Here is a 21,485-nt window from a genome sequence, read left to right as displayed (position 1 = left end):
CGATGCGGGCGCGATATCAGCCTTGAAGCTTCTCGAACTCACGGCGGAATTCGGACTTTTCCTCGCCGGTTAGCGGCAACAGCGGCATGCGCGCCACGCCCACATTAAACCCGGCCAGCTCACACCCGTACTTGACCTTCTGGATGAACTTGCCACTTTCCAGGTTATTCATCAGCGGGAACAGCGAGCGCACAATCTGCTGCGCACCGACGAGTTGCCCGCTGACGTACTGCTCATAGAACGCCACGATTTGCGGCGCGAGGAAATTCGCCGGCGCGCAGATCCAACTGGTGGCGCCCCATAGGAAAAAGTCCAAGGCCTGGTCATCCGAGCCGCACGAGAGCTGGATCTTGCCCTTGTAGCGCTCATCGATCTCGATGGCCCGCAGCAAATTGCCCGCGCTTTCCTTGATGGCGATAACGCGCTCGTGGTCCTTGAGTGCATCCATGACGCTGTAGCCCACTTCCACGTTAGTGCGGATCGGGTAGTTGTACAGCACGATGTTCACGTCGGGTACTGCATCGAGGATGGCGTTGTAGTGACCGATCAGTTCGTCTTGCGTCGGGATGGCGTAGTAAGGCGGGGCGATCAGCAAATTGCTGTAGCCGGTGTCGCGGGCCTGCTTGACCTGTTCGATCACCTCACGGGTGCACGACCCGTTGGCGCCGGCAATCAGCATGACGCGCCCGTCAGCGACTTCGCGCACGGTGGCCATGACCCGGCGACGTTCTTCATTGGTCAAGGCATAGTATTCGCCGGTGGAGCCCAGGGGCACGAGGCCGCCCACGCCTTGCTTGATCTGGTACTCGACCAGGGAGGCCAACACGTCGTAATCGACTGCGCCGTTTTTATCGAAGGGAGTAACCAGGGCCGGCATGATGCCATTGAGTTGTTGCATGAGCGTGTCTCCAATGTGTGGATCAGTAGGCGTAGCGTTTGAGCATCCGGGTCTCGACCACTCCGACCAGTCGGGTCAGGGGGAACGCCACCAGGAAATAGATCACCGCCACCGCCGATAAAAACTCCACCGGGCGAGCGGTACTGTTGGAAATGTTTTGCCCCACGAACATCAGGTCAGCGATGCCCACGGATGAAATCAGCGCGCTCTCCTTGAACAAGCTGACAACGTTGGAAAGCAGCGGCGGCACGGCACGCAACAGTGCCTGCGGGAAGATCACGTAGAGCACCTTGTTCCACCTGGCCACGCCCAAGGCCGTGCACGCATCGTGCTGCTCGCTGGGAATGGATTTGAGCGCGCCGCGAAAGGTCTCGCTGGTAATGGCCGTCATGTACAGAGTCAACGCCAGTAGCACCGATACGTAAGGCGGCACCGACAGGCCAAACACCACCGGCAGGCAGAAGAAAATCCAGAACAGTTGGATCAACAACGGCGTGCCACGAAACAGCTCGACGTAGAGCCCGGTGGGGATGCTGATCCAACGGCTTTTCGACAGGCGCAGCAGGCTCAACAGAAACCCGAAGACACTGCCCAGCAGCGCACAACTCACGGTAAACGCCAGGGTCAGCGCAAGCCCTTTGGCCAGGACCTGCCAGTAAGAAAACACCACCATAAAATCCAGTTGCATGACGATCTCCTCAGCGCGCGAGCGCAGCGTCCTGACGGCGTTCGAGCCACTGCACGCATTGCGCGATGGGCAACGACAATGCGAAGTAGATCAAGGCAATCAGCGAGTAGGTTTCCAGCGGCCGATAGGCTTCTGTGGCGATGCTCTTGCCCACATACATCAAGTCGGCGACGGCCACGATGGCGACCAGCGCACTCTGCTGCAGGATCGAGATGCCATTGGTCATCAACACCGGCAATGCCGTGCGCAGCGCCTGGGGCAAGATCACATACAGCGTGCGTTGCCACGGACGCAGGCCCAGTGCGACGCAGGCATCCAGATGCTCCCTGGGTACCGCCTGCACACCGGCCCGATAGGCTTCGGCATTGAACGCGGTGAGGTTCAGGCCCAGGGCAAGCACGCCCATGGTGATGGGGTCGATAAACACGTTGAACAGCATCGGCACGCAGTAGAAAAACCACACGATCTGCAACAGCGCCGGCGTGCAACGGAAGAACTCGATGAACAACTGCGCCGGCCAGCGGATGAAAAACCAGCGGCTGAGCGTCAGCAGGCACAGGCCAAAGCCCAGCACCAGGCCGACCACGTTGGAGATCAAGGCGAGCTGCAGGGTGACTTTGAGGCCATCCCAGAGCGCGCCCCAATTGCCGGTCAGAAAGTGAAAATCGAACTCATAATTCATGTCGGCGAGCCTCAATCCAGGTGCAGAACTTTTTCCAGGAACTCGCGGGTGCGCGGCTCCCTCGGCTTGCTGAAAATCTGCTCCGGCGGGCCTTGCTCGACCACTTTGCCGTTGGCGCAAAACACCACACGCGAGGCGATGCTGCGGGCGAAATGCATGTCGTGGGTGACAATGATCATGGCCATTTTTTCCTCGGCCAGTTGCATCATCACGCCCTGCACTTCGGTGACCATTTCCGGATCAAGCGCCGACGTCACCTCATCGAACAGCATCAACTTGGGTTCGAGCATCAATGCGCGGGCGATGGCCACGCGCTGTTTTTGCCCGCCTGAAAGCTGGCTGGGGTACACATTGAGCTTGCTCTCAAGCCCGAGTCGCGCCAGGAACACCCGCGCCTTTTCCGTGGCCTGGACCTTGGTCAGGCCATGCACTTTCATCGGTGCAAGAATCAGGTTGCCCAGCACCGACAGGTGCGGGAACAAGGTGTAGTGCTGGAAGACCATGCCCACCTGGGCCTGCAACGTCGTATCCAGGGGCTTACCGGCGCCCCGGCCCGAACCGTCGATGTAAGGCTTGCCCTGAAAGGCAATAGTGCCGCCCTGGATACTCTCCAGCCCCATCATCACCCGCAGCAGCGAGCTTTTGCCGCTGCCGCTCGGGCCGATGATCACTAGGCGATCATCCGAACGCATGTCGAGGTTGAGACGGTCCATTACGACCAGGCCTTCGCCATAGGATTTGTACACGTCACGCAACTGAATAAAGTCACCCTTGGCCGAATCAAGGACGAGCGAATCCTGCGGCTGGGCAGCCACCAGATAAGGAGCGGTCATAGCACTGTCTCCAAGAGAACGCTGAAACAGAAGCCGTTCTCGGGATCGTCGGGAAATTACTGAGGGGTTTTATCGCCGGCGTTGGCGAGCGCAGAGGCCTTGTCCACCAGGGCAGATATCTCCCCGGTTTCTCGACGTTGCGTGAGGTAGATGTTCAAGACCTGCAGATCTGAAGGCGTAGCGTTACGGGGAAGACCAAAAGCGACGCCTTGTTTCGCCAGGGCCGGCACGGGCAGGACTTCCTTGGTCCAGTCCGGGTTGGCGATAGCAAAGAGGTGATTGGTGTCACTGGCATCGACCAATATGTCGGCACGCTTGGACATCACCGCCAGACGTGTTTCATCCATACCGGGCAGGCGCATGATCGTGGCGTTCTTGACCACGCTGGAAATGGCTTTGTCTGCCGCGGTGCCCGACATCACGGCGATCGAAACGCCGGGTTTGTCATAGTCGCCGATGGCGCTGCCGGCGCTGGCAAATTTGGGGTTGTCTTTGTTGGTGAGCAACGAGATCTGGTAGTCGGTCGCCGGCACCGAGAACGTCACCGCCATGGCGCGTTCCGGGGTCTGGTTGAGGGCCATTGCCAAGTCCCACTTGCCGCCTTGCAGGCCTGCTACCAGGTTGTCCCAGTTGGTGTCGACAAACTCGACCTTCACCTTCAGCACCTTCTCGCCGAAGTCCCGGCACAGGTCGACGAAGTAGCCGCTGTACTGCCCGGAACGCGCATCCCGCATCACATACGGCGCCGCCACGGCCGCCCCGCAACGCAACACCCCTGCCTTCTGGATACCTTGCCAAAGCGTTGGATCGGCTGCGTGCGCGGGAACCTGGGCGAATAATGCGCCCAAGACTGCAACGCCTGCGAGCATCTTGCGAAGGGGGGAAGAATGGAGCCGTTTCATGTTGACCTCACCGATATTTAGTTTTTTTTGGGCAGAAAGGTACAAGCGTCAGTGCTGCATACGCCGTCATGTATGCAGCGCTGTATGCAGATTAGATCTACGCGATTTGATGTGTCAACCGTGAGCCGGTTTTTTATTTCGAGGTGGGCGACGATTCAGGCGAGAGCCTCACGCCGCTTCGCGATACGCCCGATGTGTACCATGTTGTGCAACTTGGTTATGGTCAGCCCTATGACACTGCAACAGCTCAACTACTCTATCGCCACTATCGAGCACGGCACCTTTTCCGAGGCCGCTGAGAGCCTGCACATTTCCCAGCCTTCGTTGTCCGAGCAGATCCTGCGGCTGGAAGAGCACCTGGGCACCCATGTGTTTTCCGCACCAACCGCCGGTTGATGTTAACCGAGGCTGGGAGGCGTCTGCAGCCGTTTGCGCAGGGCATGGTGACCTCAGCCCGCGCTATGCCCAGGCTGCCGGACAAGGCAACGGCCAGGTCGGAGAAAATATCGGGAGGAGTTGGAAGGCACTATCAAATACCAGCGCGATACGCTGCAGTGCGCGGAAGATATCCCTATTTGCGAGAACGTACAGAGAGGACTGAAATCCATTGGATACAATCAAGGGCGCTTCGTCGTTGGAGGTGATCGTGTCCAGGTGACCGAAGCGCCGGTACACCACTTCCAGAGCCTGGTGATCAATGCTCTTGGACTCAAAATTGGAGTCGAATAATTAGGCCGATACAGCGGGCGTGGATATGTAATGTGTTTTTGTCCATTTGCTCGCTGTATGCGCAATCCTGTACCGACCCAGACCAGCAGTAATTAACAAGCATTCTTCTCCTCTACTGGTTGCAGAGGGAGAGCTGACCGTTTGACTTGAATGCTCCTGTTGTTGGAACTGCCCCTTACGAATAGCATTATTTGCTTGAGAATCTGGCTGCATATTCCCAAGGGGGCATTTCATCTCTCTTTATAACTCTGAGGAATACGTGCTCATCGGAGCTGTAGTGATTCAGTCCGGAAGGGGGGGGCCAGAGCAGGCTCCTGAAAGAATCGGGAGCACAGCATCCGGCATCAGCTGAGCGCTTTGAATATGGGGTTTATGGAGCGCTTAAAATTGAAGTGACCGCTCACCACCGGAGTGAGCCATCGCCCTTGAACCCAGATGGGTTCATGATGTAGACGTTTCAGCTCATCCCGAATGGCCAGCAACGTTGTACTCATCGCCTCCTGAGCATCAGTCACAATATTTGAAAACCACTTTTCCTATTGGTACCGCACAGTGTGTGAAGCCAAGCAGTCAGAGCCCATTAACGTTTTGTATTGGCGATAAACCAATTAACTACAGGTTCAACCACGGTATTATGTTTATGACGATTTCTGAGCAGATATCCGAAATCTTCTCTTGAAACCGCCGGGCCTAAGCGAACTAGCTGACCCGAAGCAACAAACTCCTCGACCAGAGTTTCCCAGCCCAGCGTTAATCCTTGCCCTGCTATTGCGGCATTGAGAAGCAACGGGTAATTATTGAATTTAAAATCAGTGTCGACATTAACGTTTCCAAGCCCAGCCAGAATCGACCATCGATTCCAGTCCAACCACCTAGGGTCGCATGAGTCCATATGGAGTAATCTCAAATCAACCATGTGCTCTTTTGTAAGTTCACTTGATATACCATGTTTTTTCGCAAACCCCGGGCTGCACACAGGAAAGACGGTCTCATTACTAAGCATCACTTCAGTATCTAAATGAGAATTCCTTTGCCCAAATACGATATCTATATCTGACTCCTGTATTTCTGGCGTCACCTGAACGTCGGTAGCGGTAACGTTAAATATATAGTCAGGAAAGGCGTACTCCAACGACTGCATTCGACGAAGTAACCAAAGATGTACAAATCCAAAATTTGCTGAAATGTTTAATGTTGGCCGACCACGAGAAAGTTTCGCCTGAGCCTCCTCAATCGCAGACGTTATACCCGACAGACCTGGAGCAACGTTACGATACAAGGCCTCCCCGGCAGCCGTTGGAATAAGCGTCCCGCCAGTTCTATCGAGCAGAAAACCACCGACCAAATCTTCTAGGCTCCGGATTTGTTGTGAAACTGCGGGCTGGGTCGTACAGAGCTCCCTCGCTGCTGCGGTCATTGACCCCAACCGAACAGTGGCCTCAAAAGCAATTAAAGACTTCATGGCTGGAACTGGCCGCTTAGACATTCACCGCACCCATAAGTTTTTTGCATATAGCGTATAAGATAAATCGCTGTTTCTTAATCATCTTCACATTGCTAGCCTTTCCCATGCCCAATGAGTAAATAAAAAAGCCAAGCTAATCGTTGCACAACCTTTTGCATCCTGCCATGCCTAAACCAATTTCACAATAAACGGTTCGCGGAGATGATCTATGCGTAAGCCCTTGCTTTCACTCGTATTTGTCGCTGTTACCCTTCCCTCTCTGAGCGTTACTGCAGCTCAAGACCCCCAGCAATGCCAAGCTATAAGGCTCGCCGATCTCGGCTGGGCTGACAATGCCGCGAATAACGGTCTGACAATGGCTGTCGCCCAAGCCATCGGCTATAAGCCAACGAAGACAATGGTTGCGGTGCCAATTGCCTTGGGTTCAATCCAAAACGGGCAACTTGATGCTTTTCTTGACTACTGGTCGCCTTCTTTGGATCCGACCGTAATGCCTGCTGTGGAAGCAGGAAAACTCCTCAAGTTGATGCCACCCAACCTGACTGGCGCTAAGTACACCTTGGCAGTTCCGGACTACCTTGCGGAGCAAGGCCTTCGAACTTTTCAAGATCTTGCCAAGTTTAAAGATCAGCTCGGTGGAAAAATTTACGGAATTGAGCCTGGAAGCGGTGGCAACAGCTCTTTGAAAAAAATGATCAGCCAAAACCTCTATGGTCTCGGTGATTTCAAAGTGGTCGAGTCCAGCGAAAGTGCGATGCGCATGGAAGTTTCCCGTGCAATTGCTCGCAAGAAGCCGATCGTGTTCCTCGGATGGGCACCACACCCTATGAACATCGATTTCAAAATGACTTACCTGTCAGGTGGCGATGAGGTTTTTGGCCCCGATTATGGAGCAGCAACAGTATATACAGTGACAGCGCCAGATTATGCACAACGCTGCCCTAACGCTGCAAAGTTAATTGGAAACATGAAATTCAACACCGACATGGAAAGTGAAATCATGGTCGGCATCCTAGATAAGAAGGATCCGTTGAAACTGGCAACTGAATGGATTAATAATAATCCAGTCTGGCTTGAAACTTGGCTCAGCGGAGTTTCCACTTTCGATGGAAAAGATGCACTTGAAGCTGCCAAAAAATACTTCGACGAGCAGAAACTAGCTAATCGCGAGTAGACTTAATACTAGAATACTGAAATTCTCGGATCTTCACATGAAAAACGTTGAGATTATTTTTAAAGAATCGCCCGCGTCCGTTATTTTTCGTAAAGCCGAGACAACACTTGAGGTTCCAGCGCTTTGGCTCAGAGAAAAAACACCTGATGCTGATTCAACCGACACGCAAACTCAGCAACGGTTATTTGACTCTCACCTCATTGATCCAGAGATCGCTCTAATCAAACTGGAAAAGGTCAACTCTAGCAGCGCCTGGCTAACCTTCAGCGATGGACATCAAGCACTTTATACAGAGTCTGAAATTCTGGATAATGCGCTGGATCTGGATTCAGTCTCATCCGCCGAAAGCTGGAAAAGCGACATCAATGTAAAACTGGTAAAACATAACTGGACAGAGCTGAATGATGACGCCAAGTTTCAGGCTTCACTGATTGCCTACCTCAAGTATGGGTTCATCATTCTGACAAATGTGCCGAATAATACAGAGCAGGTGCTCGCTGTTGGATCAAAATTCGGTTACGTGAAGGAAACGAACTTCGGGAAATATTTCGAGGTTTACTCGAAGCCGAGCGCGAATGATCTCGCATATCGCAGTGTGCGACTGGGCCCTCACACCGATAACCCATATCGTGATCCAGTACCAGGCATCCAGTTGCTTCACTGCCTAGTCAATGAGACCTCTGGTGGCCTTTCCACCCTAGTGGACAGCGTCTCTGTCGTAGAGGCGCTCAAGAGAGAGGACTATGAGGGATACAAGCTGCTCAAGGACACTGCAGTTCGATTTCGCTTCGTGGACAAGGGCGTAGAACTGACATCTCGCCGCCCGATGATCAGCGTCGATGACGCCGGCAACACCTTGGGCGTTCATTACAGTCCTCGCTTGGACAGTCTTCCTCTGCTGGAAGACTCCAAGGTCAAAGCATTCCACCGTGCACGCAAGCGCTTGGCTGAGTTGTTCAATCACGAGGATTACGAACTCAAGTTCCGCCTCGGTGCTGGTGAGCTAATGCTGTTCGACAACAGCCGGGTTCTGCACGGACGAACCAGTTACGACCCATCCGAAGGTCATCGGCACCTGCAAGGTTGCTACATTGACTTTGATGGCCCACGTGAACGCTTCAGTGAAGTGGTGAAGCGACTCAAAATGCTTGAGGAGGCTGCGTAATGGAGCAGGTAGAATTCATCAGAATGAAAGACGGCACGCACGCCGAATATCACTTTCTGGAAAAACTAGAAAGCGACTTCAACAAAGGTTTGCCGGATCGAATACTCGATGCGCTGAATGGGCTGTCATCGACCTTGAGCGGATACAAGGTCGATCGACTGCAACACTCCCTGCAAGCTGCTGCACGGGCTCAGGCAGACGGTGCAGATGAAGAAATGATCGTTGGTGCGTTGATCCATGACCTAGGAGACTTCCTCGCTCCCTACAACCATTCACAGTATGCCGCCTCTATCATCAGGCCGTATGTGAGAGGGGAAGTAACATGGATCCTACATCACCATGGACTGTTTCAGAACTTCTACTACGCCCATTATTTTGGGGGAGACCGGAACGAGCGTGACAGATACAAGGATCACCCTTGCTATAAGTCATGCGTGAATTTTTGCGAACGCTGGGATCAATCTTCATTCGACCCAGACTACCCTACGCCAGGTCTTGAACACTTCGCTCCATTGGTGCACAAGATTTTCAGCCGCAAACCATTCGACCCCACTGTACTAAAAGACGAATACCCAATGATGTAATGGCAGGCCCGCTACGCTTTATTTTTTCCGCATAGCGGGCCAGCTGGGCATATAAAAGATCCCGAATACCGCAACACCTTATCCACACGACTCTAGATGCCGGATTATGAGCAAGATCCCGGTGTCCGATTGTGAAGGTGTTGCGTAAACGTTTATCTGCCGACCTCCGAGATGATCCCAACCCAACCCAACCCAACCCAACCCAACCCAACCCAACCCAACGCAATGCAATGCCATGCCATGCCCCTGTATCGCAGCTTCGATCAAAGTGGATAACTGTTAACGGTCAGCCCTTTGTTAACAATAGTTGTATTAACGCTATTCCGGTCAAGCCATTACCGCCAGGTTCCAGTTCCAGCTCTCAGCCTCAAGCTCGAGACCACAAAGATACGCTCATGAAAGTGTTTCCTCGCATGGAATCCGCGCTACGCACCGTCACCAAAGATGATTGCTGCGTCTACATCGGTTGCAAGACAATTCTTTTCGACGTCTGAAATCATCAGCCGCGGCCAAGGCGGCCGTTAAATCGGGTATCTTCGGCATGATAAGCATATTGCCGATAGCTTGGTCGCATCCAATCGTAAAGGTGCTCTCATCTCCCTTGGTCTGTAGGTCGGTCGTTGCGCTGGCGAGGTTCGCGAGCGCTGTTGCGACCACGTGTTGGAAGTTGCGCCCTTGGGGTAAGACTAAGCGAACGATTGGCTCTGATGAACATCCAACCAGCTTTCAAGTGATTGAATCTGCTGACTTATCGCGGCTTGGATGAGATGCAACTCTGCCCAGCCTTCGTGAAACTCAGGTGCCCAGCCGATGCCTCGAACGCGATCAACGGATCCAGCGGAGGAAGCTTTTGTCGATAGCTTTCATAAGAATTATTTATCCGAATGCCCAGGGAATGGTTGTTGGTCAGGATAGAAAGATTAGCTTATGTTATTCGAACTATCTGTTCAACTCACTGAACCCCTCATCTAGGTTCCGCCCCACACACATGGGGCGTAATGCTGGATCGGACAGAGTTGGATGAAGATTTATTCGTGAAATCGAGACTGCATCGTAGCGGTAAAGGAGCTGATTGTCATGTATTTGAAAATCTCGAAAATATCTGACGAAACGGCGTCTATTCGAAGCTTTTACCTGGTTAATGCATCGGCAGGAACGTCGCTGCCGGAGTTCTCGGCTGGATCTCACATTACCGTGCGCGTAACCGAGACCATAAGTAGACAGTACTCGTTAGCAAATACCCCCGGCTCATCGGATCATTACTTAATTTCGGTTCTTAGGGAGCAGGAAGGACGAGGTGGGTCGCAATGGATACATGAAAACTGGAAGATCGGGGATACTATAGAAGTAGAAGGCCCTGCCAACAATTTCAGACTCGACGAATCGGCGGGTAAAGTTATTCTTATTGCCGGTGGCATCGGTATTACCCCTATCCTGTCGATGGCGAGACGCCTGCAACAAATCGGATCCAAGTATCATTTATATTATTGCGCGCGCTCAGTCGAGGAGACTGCGCATTATAACGCAATAGCAACTTCAACCCTGTGCGATAATGTAACGTTTATTCATGACAAAGCAACAAAAGATAAGCGCTTAGATGTGTCCAGTCTAGTGAAAGATCGCGAAGAAGATTGCCACGTGTACGTATGCGGCCCACTAGGGCTTGTGGAGGCCGTCAAGAATGCGGCCCGAGGCTGCTCTCCGGAGACGGTGCACTACGAGTTGTTCGGGGCGGATCCAAGTGCAATACGATATCACGAAAGCGACTCGGAATTTACGGTGACAATCGGTAGCAGCGGAAAGTCGTTTGCCGTGCCCCCAGGCCAATCGATACTACAGGTACTGGCCGCCAATGGGATGAAGGTACGAACGCTGTGTGAAGAGGGGTATTGCGGGTCTTGTCTGACTCCGGTGCTGAGCGGCAAGCCGGATCACCGGGACAGTGTTTTAACGCAGGCGGAACGAAACTCTGGACAGCTAATTGCCCTATGTTGCTCGCGTGCTAAGTCCGAAAATCTGATCCTGGACTTGTGAATATGAAACGATCCGATTTAGCTCGCTCGCGCCGACTGGCCGAGGGACATAGCGTTCGTGTGATTTCCGGCTTTAGCCTGCCGATGGTTGCTGCTATTTTTTATCGATGCCCGTGTGTATTTGCGGTGCTCGCGGTGAGTGCCTCCGACAGGACTCATTCGGTACCGTCGAATCCGGCCAGTTGGGCTGACGGTCAGCCGGCAAATAAGGCCGACGCCGCACCGCTTGCCTCCCGACGCCGGCGATAAGGGCCGACATAGATGGCTGATGGCCCCACGCGATGTAGGCCAGCAAGGAAGCCGGTTGTTGCCGCTGTTCCCGCAGTGAACTGCCTACCAAATATACTGTTGAGCGTTTTGGAATCAAACATAAGTGTTGTTGACACTGATTTCAGCTGAAATTCAGTGGCGTATCGTCTAGTCAGCGAAGGCATAAAATTATTGCGCAAAGTATGTACAGCGGACTAAGCACACTTGAACCAACTATTGGAAACGAAGCAGCTCGGGAGGTACTGATGTATAGCCAATTTATACACAAGAGTCGTAAGCGCCCTCACTTGGTTCATTTTTTTTGCACCGCTCAATCCTTCGCAGGTGCACGCCTCTAAGGAGAAGACCTTAATCAAGGTAGCGCAACAAGCAGGCGAGTCGGAAAAAATTGCACCTCTTGTCGACCAATGCGTAGATCGGCGTTTCAGCAAACGCAAAGAGTATAACTAAACTATGGCGACCGGAAGATAATACTCCGAAAACAACAAAATCATCAAAAACAGAAAAACAGAAAAATAGAAAAATAGGAACTGCCGCCCTTACCTTAAATTAGCTTGAGGAATTTGCACCATGAACGCATTACCTCCAACGTTATTTCTATTCGCTTTTTTAGCGTCTTTCGTCAGCCAAGCTGCGGAGCCAGATCAATGCCGACTGGTTAAATTTTCAGACCCGGGGTGGACTGACATTCAAAGTACCACCGCACTCGCCACGACGATTCTGAAAGCGCTCGACTACCAAACAAAAGTGACGTCGCTCGGAGTTCCACTTACGTACAAGGCTCTGGCCGAAGGTAAGAATCTGGATGTTTTTTTAGGAACCTGGATTCCGACCATGGAGTCTGAACTGAAATCATATCGGGACGCCGGCACCATCGATACAGTGCGAGTAAACCTGGAAAACGCCAAGTACACGCTGGCGGTGCCTGAGGATCTCTGGAATTCGGGGCTGAAGGACTTCTCGGATATCGCTAAATTTCAAGATGAGCTAGGTCGGAAGATCTACGGGCCGGAAGCCGGTGATGGCGGAAACAATGCGATCCTGAAAGCAATCGATGAAAACGCCTTTGGCTTGAAAGATGCCGGATTCACCTTAGTGGCCTCCAGTGAGGCAGGAATGCTTTCCCAGGTAGAGCGGGCAGCGAGGCGAAATTCAGGGATTGTGTTCCTAGGCTGGGAACCTCATCCGATGAATAGCCGTTTCAAATTGAAATACTTGACCGGCGGGGATGACTTCTTTGGGCCCAATTTTGGTCAAGCTACGGTGTATACCAGTACCCGTAAGGGCTACGTGGATGAGTGTCAGAACGTGGGACAACTCCTCAAGAACATGAGCTTCAATGTGGATATGGAAAACCGAATTATGGGTTCAATCCTAGACGACAAAATGGCGCCTCAAGCAGCGGCAATGGCCTGGCTCAAAGCTAATCCTCAAATTCTGAATACATGGCTATCGGGGGTCACAACTAGGGAAGGTAGCTCTGGCTTAGAAGCGGTGAAGGCCAAGTTGCTTAATAACGAGGCTTCAGTCAGCATCCAGCGACTCGACGAGTAACGGCGCTCCATGGGCTCGTTCGCCGCAATGTTGATCTTGGGTTGCGACGGCGTGTGCAGGCCATGTCGGGGAGTAGCAATAACGATGGATCGTCACATACTCGAACAATAGCTCTTAGCAGCTCCAACCCGTCCATTCAACGGGCGGGTTGGCTCACCAAGAAACCTTTCCACCGTGACGAGTGCAAATTTTAGGTTCTTCACGGAATCCTGGGAAACACAGAAACAAGAACGCCGATTTGATTGATGATGTTCGTGCGAGCAAACACATCTAACAAACCGGCGTTCTTATGCACGATATTAATACTTTCCTTCCGTTTTGGGAGGGCTTTTCTGTCGTCGCCATCAAGCCAGATGGTGACGCGCTGCTGATCGATCTCATCCCCCAGACCACCCGATTTCCTACTTGCAGCGGCTGCAACGAGTCCAGCCCAACCACCCATGAATACTGTCAGCGGCTCATCCGAGACCTGCCCATTCTGGGGCGGCCGGTGCGGCTAAACGTTGAGCTCAGACGAGTTGGATGTGGCGCTTGCGGCAAACGAATGGAGGCTGTCAGCTGGCTTGATCGCTACTCCCGGATGACGCGCCGCTTGGCTGAAACCGTCATCCAGACCTGTAGACGGCTGCCTACCTTGCATGTGGCCCAACTATTCGGATTGCACTGGGATAGCGTGCGATTACTGGAGCGACGGGCTCTGCAGGCAGAACTGGATAAGCGGCCTGTAGCCCGTCCCAGGCGATTGGTCATGGACGAGTTTGCCCTGTTCAAAGGACATCGATATGCCAGCGTCGTACTGGATGCCGATACCCGCCGAGTGTTGTGGATCGGCGAAGGACGCAGCCGCGCCGCAATCCGGCCGTTCTTTGAAGAGCTGGGGCCTGATGGTTGCGCGCGGATTGAGGCGGTCGCGATGGACATGAATACCGCTTTTGACCTGGAGGTGCGCCAGCATTGTCCTCAGGCACGAGTGGTCTACGACCTGTTTCATGTGGTGGCCAAATATGGCCGAGAAGTGATTGATCGGGTACGGGTCGATGAAGCCAACCGCCTGCGTCATGACAAACCTGCCCGCAAGGTCATCAAGCAAGCGCGGTGGCTGCTGTTGCGCAACCCGGAGAACCTCAAGAGCGCAGATCAACAGGTGCACTTGCAGGATTTGCTGGCTGCCAACCAGTCGTTGATGACGGTTTATCTGATGAAGGCAGAGCTCAAAGCGCTATGGTCACCGACTACCGCTTGGGGCTGGCGATCAGCGTGGAAACAGTGGCTGCGTCTGGCCGATGAAAGCGCGATACCGGCTCTGAAGCAGTTTGCTAAACGTCTGAAGGGATACTGGCGCGGCATCCTGAGCAGGGTGCGGTGGCCCATGCACACGGGGCAACTGGAGGGGATCAATAACCGAATTAAGGTCATCAAGCGGATGGCCTACGGCTACCGGGACAGCGAATTCTTTTTCATGAAGATCAAGAGCGACTTTCCCGGCAATCCGTGAAGAACCAAATTTTAGGGCTGGTTCCAGCGCGAGTGGTCTTGCTCATATCCGGATCCCGCACGACTCCCGTGCCACCTTGGCACAGAATCCGTATGACGCCCCGCCGAACAAGATCCTTTCGCTCCAGACAGTTCAATGTAAGCGTCCGCCCAACACACCTTGCGTTATTAAACGGGCGCCCACATGTGCGGTAGCAGTTCGGTAATCTCAATCGCACGCTGCGTCGGCAGGCATGTAAGAACATCCTTCAAGTAAGCATACGGATCATGCCCGTTGAGCTGCGTCGACTTTATCAAACTCATGATCGCCGCCGCACGTTTACCTTTACGTAGCTATCCGGCAAACAACCAATTCGAGCGTCCCAGTGCCCACTGTCGGATCTAGTAGTCGGGCAGTCAGACGGGGTTACCCGCGTCTCCCCCCTAAGAACCGTGCATGCGAGCTTCCCAGCACACGGCTCAATCATCTACTGAGGCGCTATTGGGCACCCGGTTGTACATCGTCGACGTTGACAAATCGCACATCCCTTGGGCACCGCAGGTGGTAGATCTCAAGGTTGGCGGCCGCATCCGTACTCCGTGACTCAGCTCACAACATGGCGGCTATGCCATGGTGTGTCTTTGGTGACCGGTTTAAGGTATGCGCAGCAGCGGCCACCTTGCCGTAGACACACCCGATACAGCTTGGCTCGACCCTTTAGGGAGATAAGCATTCTTTTGCCCCATCGGGATTCGAAGTACTCATCCCATTGAGGGTCGTGAGAGTTGGCAGCAGGCTTAATCTTGATATGTCGCACAATTGGCGTGTTTGAGGCGTCCAATAACGTGTACCGACGCTTCCGACCATCGGCGCACTTTTCAGCACGTTAGAATACTTCGACGCGCCCTTTGTACTTTGAAATACCGATCCTTCACCCATCGGCGTGTCTTGCGAGGGTGGCGACATACCGCCCATCGCCAGAGCATTTCCCATACTGCGGTCTTACCCGCGATGGGGAGCGGCACCGACTTCGGATCAGTCTTCAAACCGGATCGGGCATTTCTCCGCCCCTTCCAGTTTTCTCAACTCCTCCACCACCGGTGGTCTCGCCCCGCGCAGGGTCAGGCTGCGATCCTGTTGCAACAGCCGCCGCGCTTCCTGGTGCAGCATTTCCACACCCGAATAGTCGATGAAGTTGATCTGCTGCGCCTCGATCACCACGCGCGCGCCGTGCATCCGTTGCAGGCGCACCTGCAGGTAATGGCTGGCACCGAAAAAGATCGACCCGCCGACCCGCACAATGTCTTCATCGCCGTCGCGCCAATGCTGCACCCGTGGTTGCGAAGTGCGTTTTAGATAGAAAAACAGCGAAGCCAAAACGCCGGCGTAGATCGCCGTCTGCAGTTCCAGCAGCAGCGTGGCGATACAGGTCAGCGCCATCACCAGAAACTCCGCGCGGCTGACCCGCAACAGCGCCCCAATCCCGCGATGATCCACCAGACCCCAAGCGATCAACAGAATGCTGCCGGCCATGGCCGGGACGGGGATATGCGCGATCAAGTTCGCGCCGAAGATGGCAAACAGCGCCACCCATAGCGCCGAAAAAACGCCGGCCAGGGGCGAGCAGGCGCCGGCCTCGTAGCTCAGGCCCGAACGAGTGAAGGAACCGGCTGACAGCGAGCCGGAAAAGAACGCCCCCACCATGTTCGATACCCTTGGGCGCGGACTTCCTGATTGACATCGAGCAGTTGCTGCGAACGGGCTGACAAGGAACGGGCAATCGATAGGCTTGTCACCAGACCGAGCATCCCGACCGCTACGGCGCTGGGCAGCAGGCGCAGGATCAAGTCCAGATCCAGCGGCAATGGACTGAAGGGCGGCAGGCGTCCGACGAACGCGCTGACCAGCTTCACATGACCGAACATGGCTGGCCAGAGCCAGACCAGCAGCCCGCTAAGGATCAGGGTGATCAACAGGGTCGGCCAGCGGCGCAGCAACAATTTCAGGATCACGCCCACCGCTACCGTCGCCAGCCCCAACGCGAGGGAGGGTTTATCCACTTCGCCCAGGTGCTTGAACACCATCAGGAAGCTGTCCAACGCTGTCGCCTGGTTGGGCACGTCGAGTCCCAGCAGGTTCGGCAGTTGACCGATGGCAATCACCACGGCCGCGCCAAGGGTGAAGCCCAGCACCACCGAGTGTGAAACGAAATTCACCAAGGCACCAAAACGTAGCAACCCCAATAGCCACTGGAAGATGCCGGCGAGCAGCGTCAGCAACAGTATCAGCGTGACGTAATCCTCTGACGCGGGAACGGCCAGGGGACTGACGCTGGCGTACAGGACGATGGAGATGGCCGCCGTAGGGCCGCAGATCAGATGCCAGGACGAACCCCACAGGCAGGCAATCAGCACCGGGATGATCGCGGCGTACAAGCCATACTCCGGTGGAAGACCGGCAATGAGGGCGTAGGCAATGGATTGCGGCAAGGCCAGAATTGCACCGCTGAGGCCGACGATCAAGTCTCGGCAGACGCTGGCGCGGGTCTGCCGCGGCAGCCAGGTCAGGAAGGGGAAGAGTGAATGGCGGCTGGGGAAGGCCATGGATCCTCTCGGGTGGTTTTGCATATGGGTATCAGGACGACGCGATCATCGTGGCGAGGGAGCTTGCTCCCTCGCCACAGACAACCCTTACAACTTGGCTTTTACGGCCGGCAACGCGTCCTTCCCATCCACGGTCTGCACGCCATCCAGCCATTTATCCAGCACCGCCGGATTGGCCTTGATCCAGGCCTTGGCCGCAACGGCATTGCTGATCTTCTTGTTCACCACCTCAGCCATGATGCTGTTCTCCATTTCCTGGGTGAAACTCAGGTTGGTGAGTAGCTTGCCAACGTTCGGGCAGGCCTGTGCATAACCTTTGCGGGTCAGGGTGTAGACGCTGCCGGTGCCGCCGAAATACTTCTCGCCGCCCTTCAGGTAATGCATTTTCAGCTGCACGTTCATCGGGTGCGGCGTCCAGCCGAGGAAGGCCACGAACTTCTGCTTTTTCACCGCCCGGGAAACTTCGGCCAGCATCGCCTGCTCGCTGGACTCGACGAGCTTCCATTGACCCATGTCGAAGTCGTTCTTCTTGATCATTTCCTGCAAGGAGATGTTGGCCGGAGCGCCCGAGCCGATGCCATAGATCTTCTTCTCGAATTTGTCGGCGTGCTTGTTCAGGTCGGCAAAGTCATGCACACCGGCGTCCCAGACATAATCGGGGACGGCAAGAGTGAACTCGGTGCCTTCGAGGTTTTTCGCCAGTTGAATGACATCGCCGGTGGCCACGAACTTATCGTAAAAGCCCTGTTGCGCTGGCATCCAGTTGCCCAGAAAAACGTCAATCTGACCATCCTTGAGCCCGCCATAGGTGATCGGCACCGCCAGGGTATCGACCTTGGCCTTGTAGCCCATGCCGTCCAGCAGAAAACCGGTGATGGCGTTGGTCGCTGCGATGTCACTCCAGCCAGGGTCGGCCATTTTCACCGTCTCGCAGCTTTGATCGGCATACGCCGATGCGCTGCCTAGCGCCAGAAGCCCGACCGTCAGGACTATAGAAAACTTTTGCATGGACTTCCCCTTAACATTATTGGTTTTTGCAGGGTTGTGGATAACGTGCTTTGCGCTCCAGATCATCAAGGTCGATGTGGTTGCGCATGTATTGCTGACTGGCGTCCACCAGTGGCTGGTGATCCCAGCTCTTGAGCTTGCCGATGGTCAGCGCTTGGGCGACGAAACGCCGACGACGCTGGCTTGCGAGCACCTGTTGGTGGATCAACGGGATATTCCATTTGGCGCGCGCTTCGGCAAGAAACTCCTCGAACAGCTGCAAATGTTGGGGCGACTGGCTGAGCTCGTCCTGTTCGCGCGGGTCGTTGTGTACGTCGAAGAGTAGGCAAGGGTCGTCTTCGCTGTAGATAAATTTATAGGCGCCGCGACGAATCATCATCAGCGGGCTGATGGTGCCTTCAGCCATGTATTCGCCAAAGACTTCGTCATGACCGCCCTGCCCCTGCAGGTGCGAAACCAGTGAGCGGCCGTCCAGTGGCAAACCTGGTTCCAGCGAACCGCCAGCCAATTCGACGAAGGTCGGCAGCAGATCGGCGGTGGAGACTGCTGCGCTGACCCGGCCGGCGCCAAATTGCCCGGGTGCGCTGATCAACAGCGGTACTCGAGCAGCCATTTCGAACCAGTGCATTTTGTACCAGAGCCCGCGTTCACCGAGCATGTCTCCGTGGTCGCCAGAGAATACGATGATGGTGTCGTCGATCAGGCCCGTATCTTCCAGGGTTTGCAGTAGTTTGCCGACGTTGCTGTCGATATAGCTGCATGCGCCGAAGTAGGCACGGCGCGCATCGCGGATTTTATCTACAGGCAACGGTTTGTCCCACAGGTCATACACTTTCAGTAAACGTTGGGAATGCGGATCAAGTTCGGACGGCGGCGGGGTTTCAGGCAATAGAATGTCGGCGTCGTCGTACATATCCCAGAACGCTTTGGGGATGGTGTACGGATCGTGCGGATGCGTCATTGAAACAGTCAGGCAAAATGGCTGATCGCCATCCTCACGGATGTGGTCGAACAGGTATTGCTGGGCCTTGAACACGACCTCTTCATCAAAATCCAGTTGATTGGTGCGCACGCACGGCCCGGCTTGCAGCACCGACGACATATTGTGGAACCAGGTCGGACGCACGTCCGGTTCATCCCAGTTCACCGACCAGCCATAGTCGGCGGGATAAATATCGCTGGTCAGGCGTTCTTCATAACCGTGCAACTGGTCTGGGCCGCAAAAGTGCATCTTGCCGGACAATGCCGTGCGGTAACCGAGGCGACGCAAGTAGTGGGCGTACGTCGGTACATCGGCGGGGAAATCGGCCGCGTTGTCATAGGCGCCGATCTTGCTCGGCAACTGACCGCTGACCAGGGTAAACCGCGACGGCGCGCACAGCGGGCTGTTGCAATACGCAGCATCGAACACCACGCCTTCGGCGGCGAGGCGACTCAGATTGGGCAGTTTGATGGGCGAAGAACCGTAGAACGGCAACATTGGCGCGGCCATCTGATCGGCCATGATGAAAAGAATATTCTTGCGCTTCATGTGATTGCGGCATTCCATAGTGAATATTTATGCGAGAGTGCTGCAATCGAGCATGAAGTCCGTAAAGTTTGCGGTAAAGCCCCTGCGCGGCAATGACTAGGATAAGCACAGCTTATGTATGACGCCCTTGGTGATTTGTCTCTGGATTTACTGCGCGCGTTCAAGGTCGCAGCCAGGCAGCGAAGCTCTACTGCTGCTGCGGTGGAACTCAGCAGCACGCAGCCAGCCATGAGCCAACAAATCAAACGGTTGGAAGATCAACTGGGGACGCGGCTGTTTGATCGGATCTATCGCGGCATCGAATTGACCGGAGCCGGGGCGATACTTTTCCAGCAGGTGAAAGCAGGTTTGCAGAACATCGTTGAAGTTGCTCTGCATCCAACTCGGCTTCAGAGCCGTGCCGCACGCCTAGCCAAAAGATGCTCCCTTGATTCAAGCGCCGGGCTGCAATCCAAATCCCCACGCCGTCATAGACCAACACTTTCATACGATTGGCGCGGCGGTTGGCGAGCACATAAGCACAGTGCGGCTTCGCCGCACCGAACACCGCAACAGCTAGCGCCAGCGCGGCTTCAATGCCGGCGCGTATCTCCATGGGCTCGATGGCGAGCCAGATGGTGTCGATGCGAATCATCGCAGCAGGTCTCGCAGAAAAGCGGAGCATGTCGCTGCATTTTCTGCCGGCCAACTCACCACGACTACGCCTCTTGAATGAGGCACTTCGATTCGATTCGCGGCCGGAACAATTTGAGGGGCCGCTGTCCAAGAGAATGCCTTGACCGAAATAAAGGCAGTTTGCAGTGCCAGGTTTTTCTGCGCATGCATCCGAATCCATTTATGGACAAGATTTGCATTGAGGTTGTGGCTAAAAGCGACATTGGCAATCGAGGCGTCAGCCTACGCACACTCGGCGATAACCTGGGCTTCAAAGGACTGGGAATAGGAACGTTCTAGTGGCATGGGCGTCCGCTTAAAAAGGCTAGAAATGGTGTCCACTTAATTTAGGTGGACACCATCGGCTTAAGCGATGGCATCAGGAAGGTGTGTTGCCCGGACGCTTACAGTTCAATCATTTGTTCCGGGTTGCATCCGTTGCTGGCTGCTCCTAAATAAGAGGCGATGCTTTGGCAAAAAAATTCGTGAAACACAGGAGGAGTTGTATGGACTGCAAGCAACCCGAGAAGCCGCAGAAACCATCCTCGGTTAATTTCATCCAGGAGAACGACGAGCACTTTTCGCCACTGCCAACTTCGATACGGACGAAAAGTTTAGAAGATCTCTTAGGCACGAGATCCTTGGACACTTTTGGATCAATACCTTCAACCCCACCGAAAAACGAGCAGTCTTAGAGACGATCGTCGAGGCGCGTAATGCACCTGAGTGTGCCGTCGTGGCAAGAGGTTGACGAGCTTAACGTTGGTATCAGAGACACTCGGAAGCTGAAGATCTCTTTGCGTTCACGTGCGAAATAATCGCCCCGGACAAGCGGGCCAATCCATGTCGCCGGCACGCAATCTCTTCAGCAGGTATTCATGGCTCGCGCAAGAATTGGCTCTTCGCAGGATCATTGCGCAGCGGAAAACGGGCAGCGGCAGTCATGAGTTTGATCCAGTCGGAGCGACTCAACGGGCATGATCCATATGCTTATTTGAAGGACGCCCTCACGCGCCTGCCGACGCAGCGGAGTGGGATTGCGGAGCTACTGCCGCATAGGTGGCGACCGGTTTAGTTGCGCAAGGCGGGATGCCCAGACGCATAAACTCGATAAGCTCTATTTGTCATTTTCACCGCCTGAATTTTGGCAATTCGAGCATTTCCCGTGTTCCCCAATGCCGAGCTTGAACGCATACAACTTTACGCAAAAAAAGGCCATGTGGGCGTGGACACATGGC

General features: G+C 54.4%; 18 protein-coding genes and 5 pseudogenes. 10 read left to right on the top strand and 13 right to left on the bottom strand.

Annotated features, from left to right (window positions below; translation table 11 throughout):
• Positions 1–16: 16 nt before the first annotated feature.
• The 5 genes from dapA to ACMTA2_RS17640 are packed head-to-tail and all read right to left on the bottom strand — an operon-like array spanning position 17 to position 3,949.
• Positions 17–898 carry a 4-hydroxy-tetrahydrodipicolinate synthase gene (dapA, locus tag ACMTA2_RS17660; protein WP_413791023.1) on the bottom strand — a complete coding sequence of 294 codons (882 nt, stop codon included), beginning with the start codon at positions 896–898 and terminating at the stop codon, positions 17–19.
• A 22-nt stretch (positions 899–920) separates the two neighbouring features.
• Entirely contained in the window at positions 921–1,586 is a 666-nt protein-coding gene (locus ACMTA2_RS17655; protein ID WP_413791022.1) for an amino acid ABC transporter permease, read from the bottom strand.
• A 10-nt stretch (positions 1,587–1,596) separates the two neighbouring features.
• Positions 1,597–2,268 carry an amino acid ABC transporter permease gene (locus ACMTA2_RS17650; RefSeq protein WP_413791021.1) on the bottom strand — a complete coding sequence of 224 codons (672 nt, stop codon included), beginning with the start codon at positions 2,266–2,268 and terminating at the stop codon, positions 1,597–1,599.
• Positions 2,269–2,279: 11 nt separating this feature from the next.
• Positions 2,280–3,101 carry an amino acid ABC transporter ATP-binding protein gene (locus tag ACMTA2_RS17645; RefSeq protein ID WP_413791020.1) on the bottom strand — a complete coding sequence of 274 codons (822 nt, stop codon included), beginning with the start codon at positions 3,099–3,101 and terminating at the stop codon, positions 2,280–2,282.
• Between the two features lie 56 nt (positions 3,102–3,157).
• Positions 3,158–3,949, bottom strand: coding sequence for a substrate-binding periplasmic protein (locus tag ACMTA2_RS17640; RefSeq protein WP_413791019.1), 792 nt, complete (start codon positions 3,947–3,949; stop codon positions 3,158–3,160).
• Positions 3,950–4,234: 285 nt separating this feature from the next.
• On the opposite strand from ACMTA2_RS17640, the gene ACMTA2_RS17635 reads away from it, so the two are divergent.
• Complete coding sequence (locus ACMTA2_RS17635; protein ID WP_413791018.1) at positions 4,235–4,399, top strand: LysR family transcriptional regulator; 165 nt, start codon at positions 4,235–4,237, stop codon at positions 4,397–4,399.
• A gap of 117 nt (positions 4,400–4,516) precedes the next feature.
• Positions 4,517–4,732: pseudogene (locus tag ACMTA2_RS17630) on the top strand (hypothetical protein); the annotation flags it as partial.
• Between the two features lie 580 nt (positions 4,733–5,312).
• Here the strand turns inward: ACMTA2_RS17630 and ACMTA2_RS17625 are convergent.
• Entirely contained in the window at positions 5,313–6,194 is an 882-nt protein-coding gene (locus tag ACMTA2_RS17625) for a LysR family transcriptional regulator (protein WP_413791017.1), read from the bottom strand.
• 211 nt (positions 6,195–6,405) lie between these two features.
• Here ACMTA2_RS17625 and choX (ACMTA2_RS17620) point away from each other — a divergent pair, with 211 nt between their 5' ends.
• The 5 genes from choX (ACMTA2_RS17620) (at position 6,406) to choX (ACMTA2_RS17600) (ending at position 12,977) form a co-directional block, all read left to right on the top strand.
• Complete coding sequence (gene choX / locus ACMTA2_RS17620) at positions 6,406–7,371, top strand: choline ABC transporter substrate-binding protein (protein ID WP_413791016.1); 966 nt, start codon at positions 6,406–6,408, stop codon at positions 7,369–7,371.
• A gap of 37 nt (positions 7,372–7,408) precedes the next feature.
• Positions 7,409–8,536, top strand: coding sequence for a TauD/TfdA family dioxygenase (locus tag ACMTA2_RS17615; RefSeq protein WP_413791015.1), 1,128 nt, complete (start codon positions 7,409–7,411; stop codon positions 8,534–8,536).
• Positions 8,536–9,120, top strand: a complete 585-nt coding sequence (locus ACMTA2_RS17610; protein WP_413791014.1) for an HD domain-containing protein — start codon at positions 8,536–8,538, stop codon at positions 9,118–9,120. Before ACMTA2_RS17615 ends, ACMTA2_RS17610 begins: the two co-directional genes overlap by 1 nt.
• A 1,077-nt stretch (positions 9,121–10,197) precedes the next feature.
• Entirely contained in the window at positions 10,198–11,154 is a 957-nt protein-coding gene (locus ACMTA2_RS17605; protein ID WP_413791013.1) for a PDR/VanB family oxidoreductase, read from the top strand.
• An 839-nt stretch (positions 11,155–11,993) separates the two neighbouring features.
• Positions 11,994–12,977 carry a choline ABC transporter substrate-binding protein gene (gene choX, locus ACMTA2_RS17600; RefSeq protein ID WP_413791012.1) on the top strand — a complete coding sequence of 328 codons (984 nt, stop codon included), beginning with the start codon at positions 11,994–11,996 and terminating at the stop codon, positions 12,975–12,977.
• 199 nt (positions 12,978–13,176) lie between these two features.
• Here choX (ACMTA2_RS17600) and ACMTA2_RS17595 read toward each other — a convergent pair whose 3' ends face one another.
• Positions 13,177–13,419 (bottom strand): hypothetical protein, encoded by a 243-nt coding sequence (locus tag ACMTA2_RS17595; RefSeq protein ID WP_413795766.1) that lies wholly within the window; start codon positions 13,417–13,419, stop codon positions 13,177–13,179.
• Between ACMTA2_RS17595 and ACMTA2_RS17590 the strand changes: the two genes are divergently transcribed.
• Positions 13,321–14,472: an ISL3 family transposase gene (locus ACMTA2_RS17590; protein ID WP_413795677.1), complete on the top strand. Its 1,152-nt coding sequence runs from the start codon at positions 13,321–13,323 to the stop codon at positions 14,470–14,472. The genes ACMTA2_RS17595 and ACMTA2_RS17590 overlap by 99 nt on opposite strands.
• Before the next feature lie 167 nt (positions 14,473–14,639).
• Here the strand turns inward: ACMTA2_RS17590 and ACMTA2_RS17585 are convergent.
• The 5 genes and pseudogenes from ACMTA2_RS17585 to betC form a co-directional block, all read right to left on the bottom strand.
• Positions 14,640–14,852, bottom strand: a pseudogene (locus ACMTA2_RS17585) (transposase domain-containing protein); the annotation flags it as partial.
• Positions 14,853–15,329: 477 nt separating this feature from the next.
• Positions 15,330–15,437, bottom strand: a complete 108-nt coding sequence (locus tag ACMTA2_RS17580; protein WP_413795676.1) for a hypothetical protein — start codon at positions 15,435–15,437, stop codon at positions 15,330–15,332.
• Between the two features lie 49 nt (positions 15,438–15,486).
• A pseudogene (locus tag ACMTA2_RS17575) lies at positions 15,487–17,054 on the bottom strand (SulP family inorganic anion transporter).
• A gap of 87 nt (positions 17,055–17,141) precedes the next feature.
• On the bottom strand, positions 17,142–18,062 hold the full coding sequence (locus ACMTA2_RS17570) for a choline ABC transporter substrate-binding protein (RefSeq protein ID WP_413791011.1): 921 nt from the start codon (positions 18,060–18,062) through the stop codon (positions 17,142–17,144).
• Positions 18,063–18,078: 16 nt separating this feature from the next.
• Positions 18,079–19,593 (bottom strand): choline-sulfatase, encoded by a 1,515-nt coding sequence (betC, locus tag ACMTA2_RS17565; protein WP_413791010.1) that lies wholly within the window; start codon positions 19,591–19,593, stop codon positions 18,079–18,081.
• A gap of 114 nt (positions 19,594–19,707) precedes the next feature.
• Here betC and ACMTA2_RS17560 point away from each other — a divergent pair.
• Positions 19,708–19,953, top strand: a pseudogene (locus tag ACMTA2_RS17560) (LysR family transcriptional regulator); the annotation flags it as partial.
• Here the strand turns inward: ACMTA2_RS17560 and tnpB are convergent.
• Positions 19,835–20,227, bottom strand: a complete 393-nt coding sequence (tnpB, locus tag ACMTA2_RS17555; RefSeq protein WP_413791009.1) for an IS66 family insertion sequence element accessory protein TnpB — start codon at positions 20,225–20,227, stop codon at positions 19,835–19,837. The pseudogene ACMTA2_RS17560 and the gene tnpB sit on opposite strands and share 119 nt — an antisense overlap.
• Before the next feature lie 906 nt (positions 20,228–21,133).
• On the opposite strand from tnpB, the pseudogene ACMTA2_RS17550 reads away from it, so the two are divergent.
• A pseudogene (locus ACMTA2_RS17550) lies at positions 21,134–21,322 on the top strand (transposase domain-containing protein); the annotation flags it as partial.
• Positions 21,323–21,485 lie beyond the last annotated feature (163 nt).

It is taken from the genome of Pseudomonas medicaginis, assembly GCF_965119365.1.
Classification (GTDB): domain Bacteria; phylum Pseudomonadota; class Gammaproteobacteria; order Pseudomonadales; family Pseudomonadaceae; genus Aquipseudomonas.
Note: the sequence above shows the minus strand (reverse complement) of the source record. Positions and strands in the feature narration are given on the sequence as shown.

Bases quoted from the DNA above. Each gene is read 5' to 3' on its own strand.
- dapA (WP_413791023.1), bottom strand. From the start codon at position 898: ATGCAACAACTCAATGGCATCATGCCGGCCCTGGTTACTCCCTTCGAT.
- ACMTA2_RS17655 (WP_413791022.1), bottom strand. From the start codon at position 1,586: ATGCAACTGGATTTTATGGTGGTGTTTTCTTACTGGCAGGTCCTGGCC.
- ACMTA2_RS17650 (WP_413791021.1), bottom strand. From the start codon at position 2,268: ATGAATTATGAGTTCGATTTTCACTTTCTGACCGGCAATTGGGGCGCG.
- ACMTA2_RS17645 (WP_413791020.1), bottom strand. From the start codon at position 3,101: ATGACCGCTCCTTATCTGGTGGCTGCCCAGCCGCAGGATTCGCTCGTC.
- ACMTA2_RS17635 (WP_413791018.1), top strand. From the start codon at position 4,235: ATGACACTGCAACAGCTCAACTACTCTATCGCCACTATCGAGCACGGC.
- ACMTA2_RS17625 (WP_413791017.1), bottom strand. From the start codon at position 6,194: ATGAAGTCTTTAATTGCTTTTGAGGCCACTGTTCGGTTGGGGTCAATG.
- choX (WP_413791016.1), top strand. From the start codon at position 6,406: ATGCGTAAGCCCTTGCTTTCACTCGTATTTGTCGCTGTTACCCTTCCC.
- ACMTA2_RS17615 (WP_413791015.1), top strand. From the start codon at position 7,409: ATGAAAAACGTTGAGATTATTTTTAAAGAATCGCCCGCGTCCGTTATT.
- ACMTA2_RS17610 (WP_413791014.1), top strand. From the start codon at position 8,536: ATGGAGCAGGTAGAATTCATCAGAATGAAAGACGGCACGCACGCCGAA.
- ACMTA2_RS17605 (WP_413791013.1), top strand. From the start codon at position 10,198: ATGTATTTGAAAATCTCGAAAATATCTGACGAAACGGCGTCTATTCGA.
- choX (WP_413791012.1), top strand. From the start codon at position 11,994: ATGAACGCATTACCTCCAACGTTATTTCTATTCGCTTTTTTAGCGTCT.
- ACMTA2_RS17595 (WP_413795766.1), bottom strand. From the start codon at position 13,419: ATGGGTGGTTGGGCTGGACTCGTTGCAGCCGCTGCAAGTAGGAAATCG.
- ACMTA2_RS17580 (WP_413795676.1), bottom strand. From the start codon at position 15,437: ATGCTCTGGCGATGGGCGGTATGTCGCCACCCTCGCAAGACACGCCGA.
- ACMTA2_RS17570 (WP_413791011.1), bottom strand. From the start codon at position 18,062: ATGCAAAAGTTTTCTATAGTCCTGACGGTCGGGCTTCTGGCGCTAGGC.
- betC (WP_413791010.1), bottom strand. From the start codon at position 19,593: ATGAAGCGCAAGAATATTCTTTTCATCATGGCCGATCAGATGGCCGCG.
- tnpB (WP_413791009.1), bottom strand. From the start codon at position 20,227: ATGATTCGCATCGACACCATCTGGCTCGCCATCGAGCCCATGGAGATA.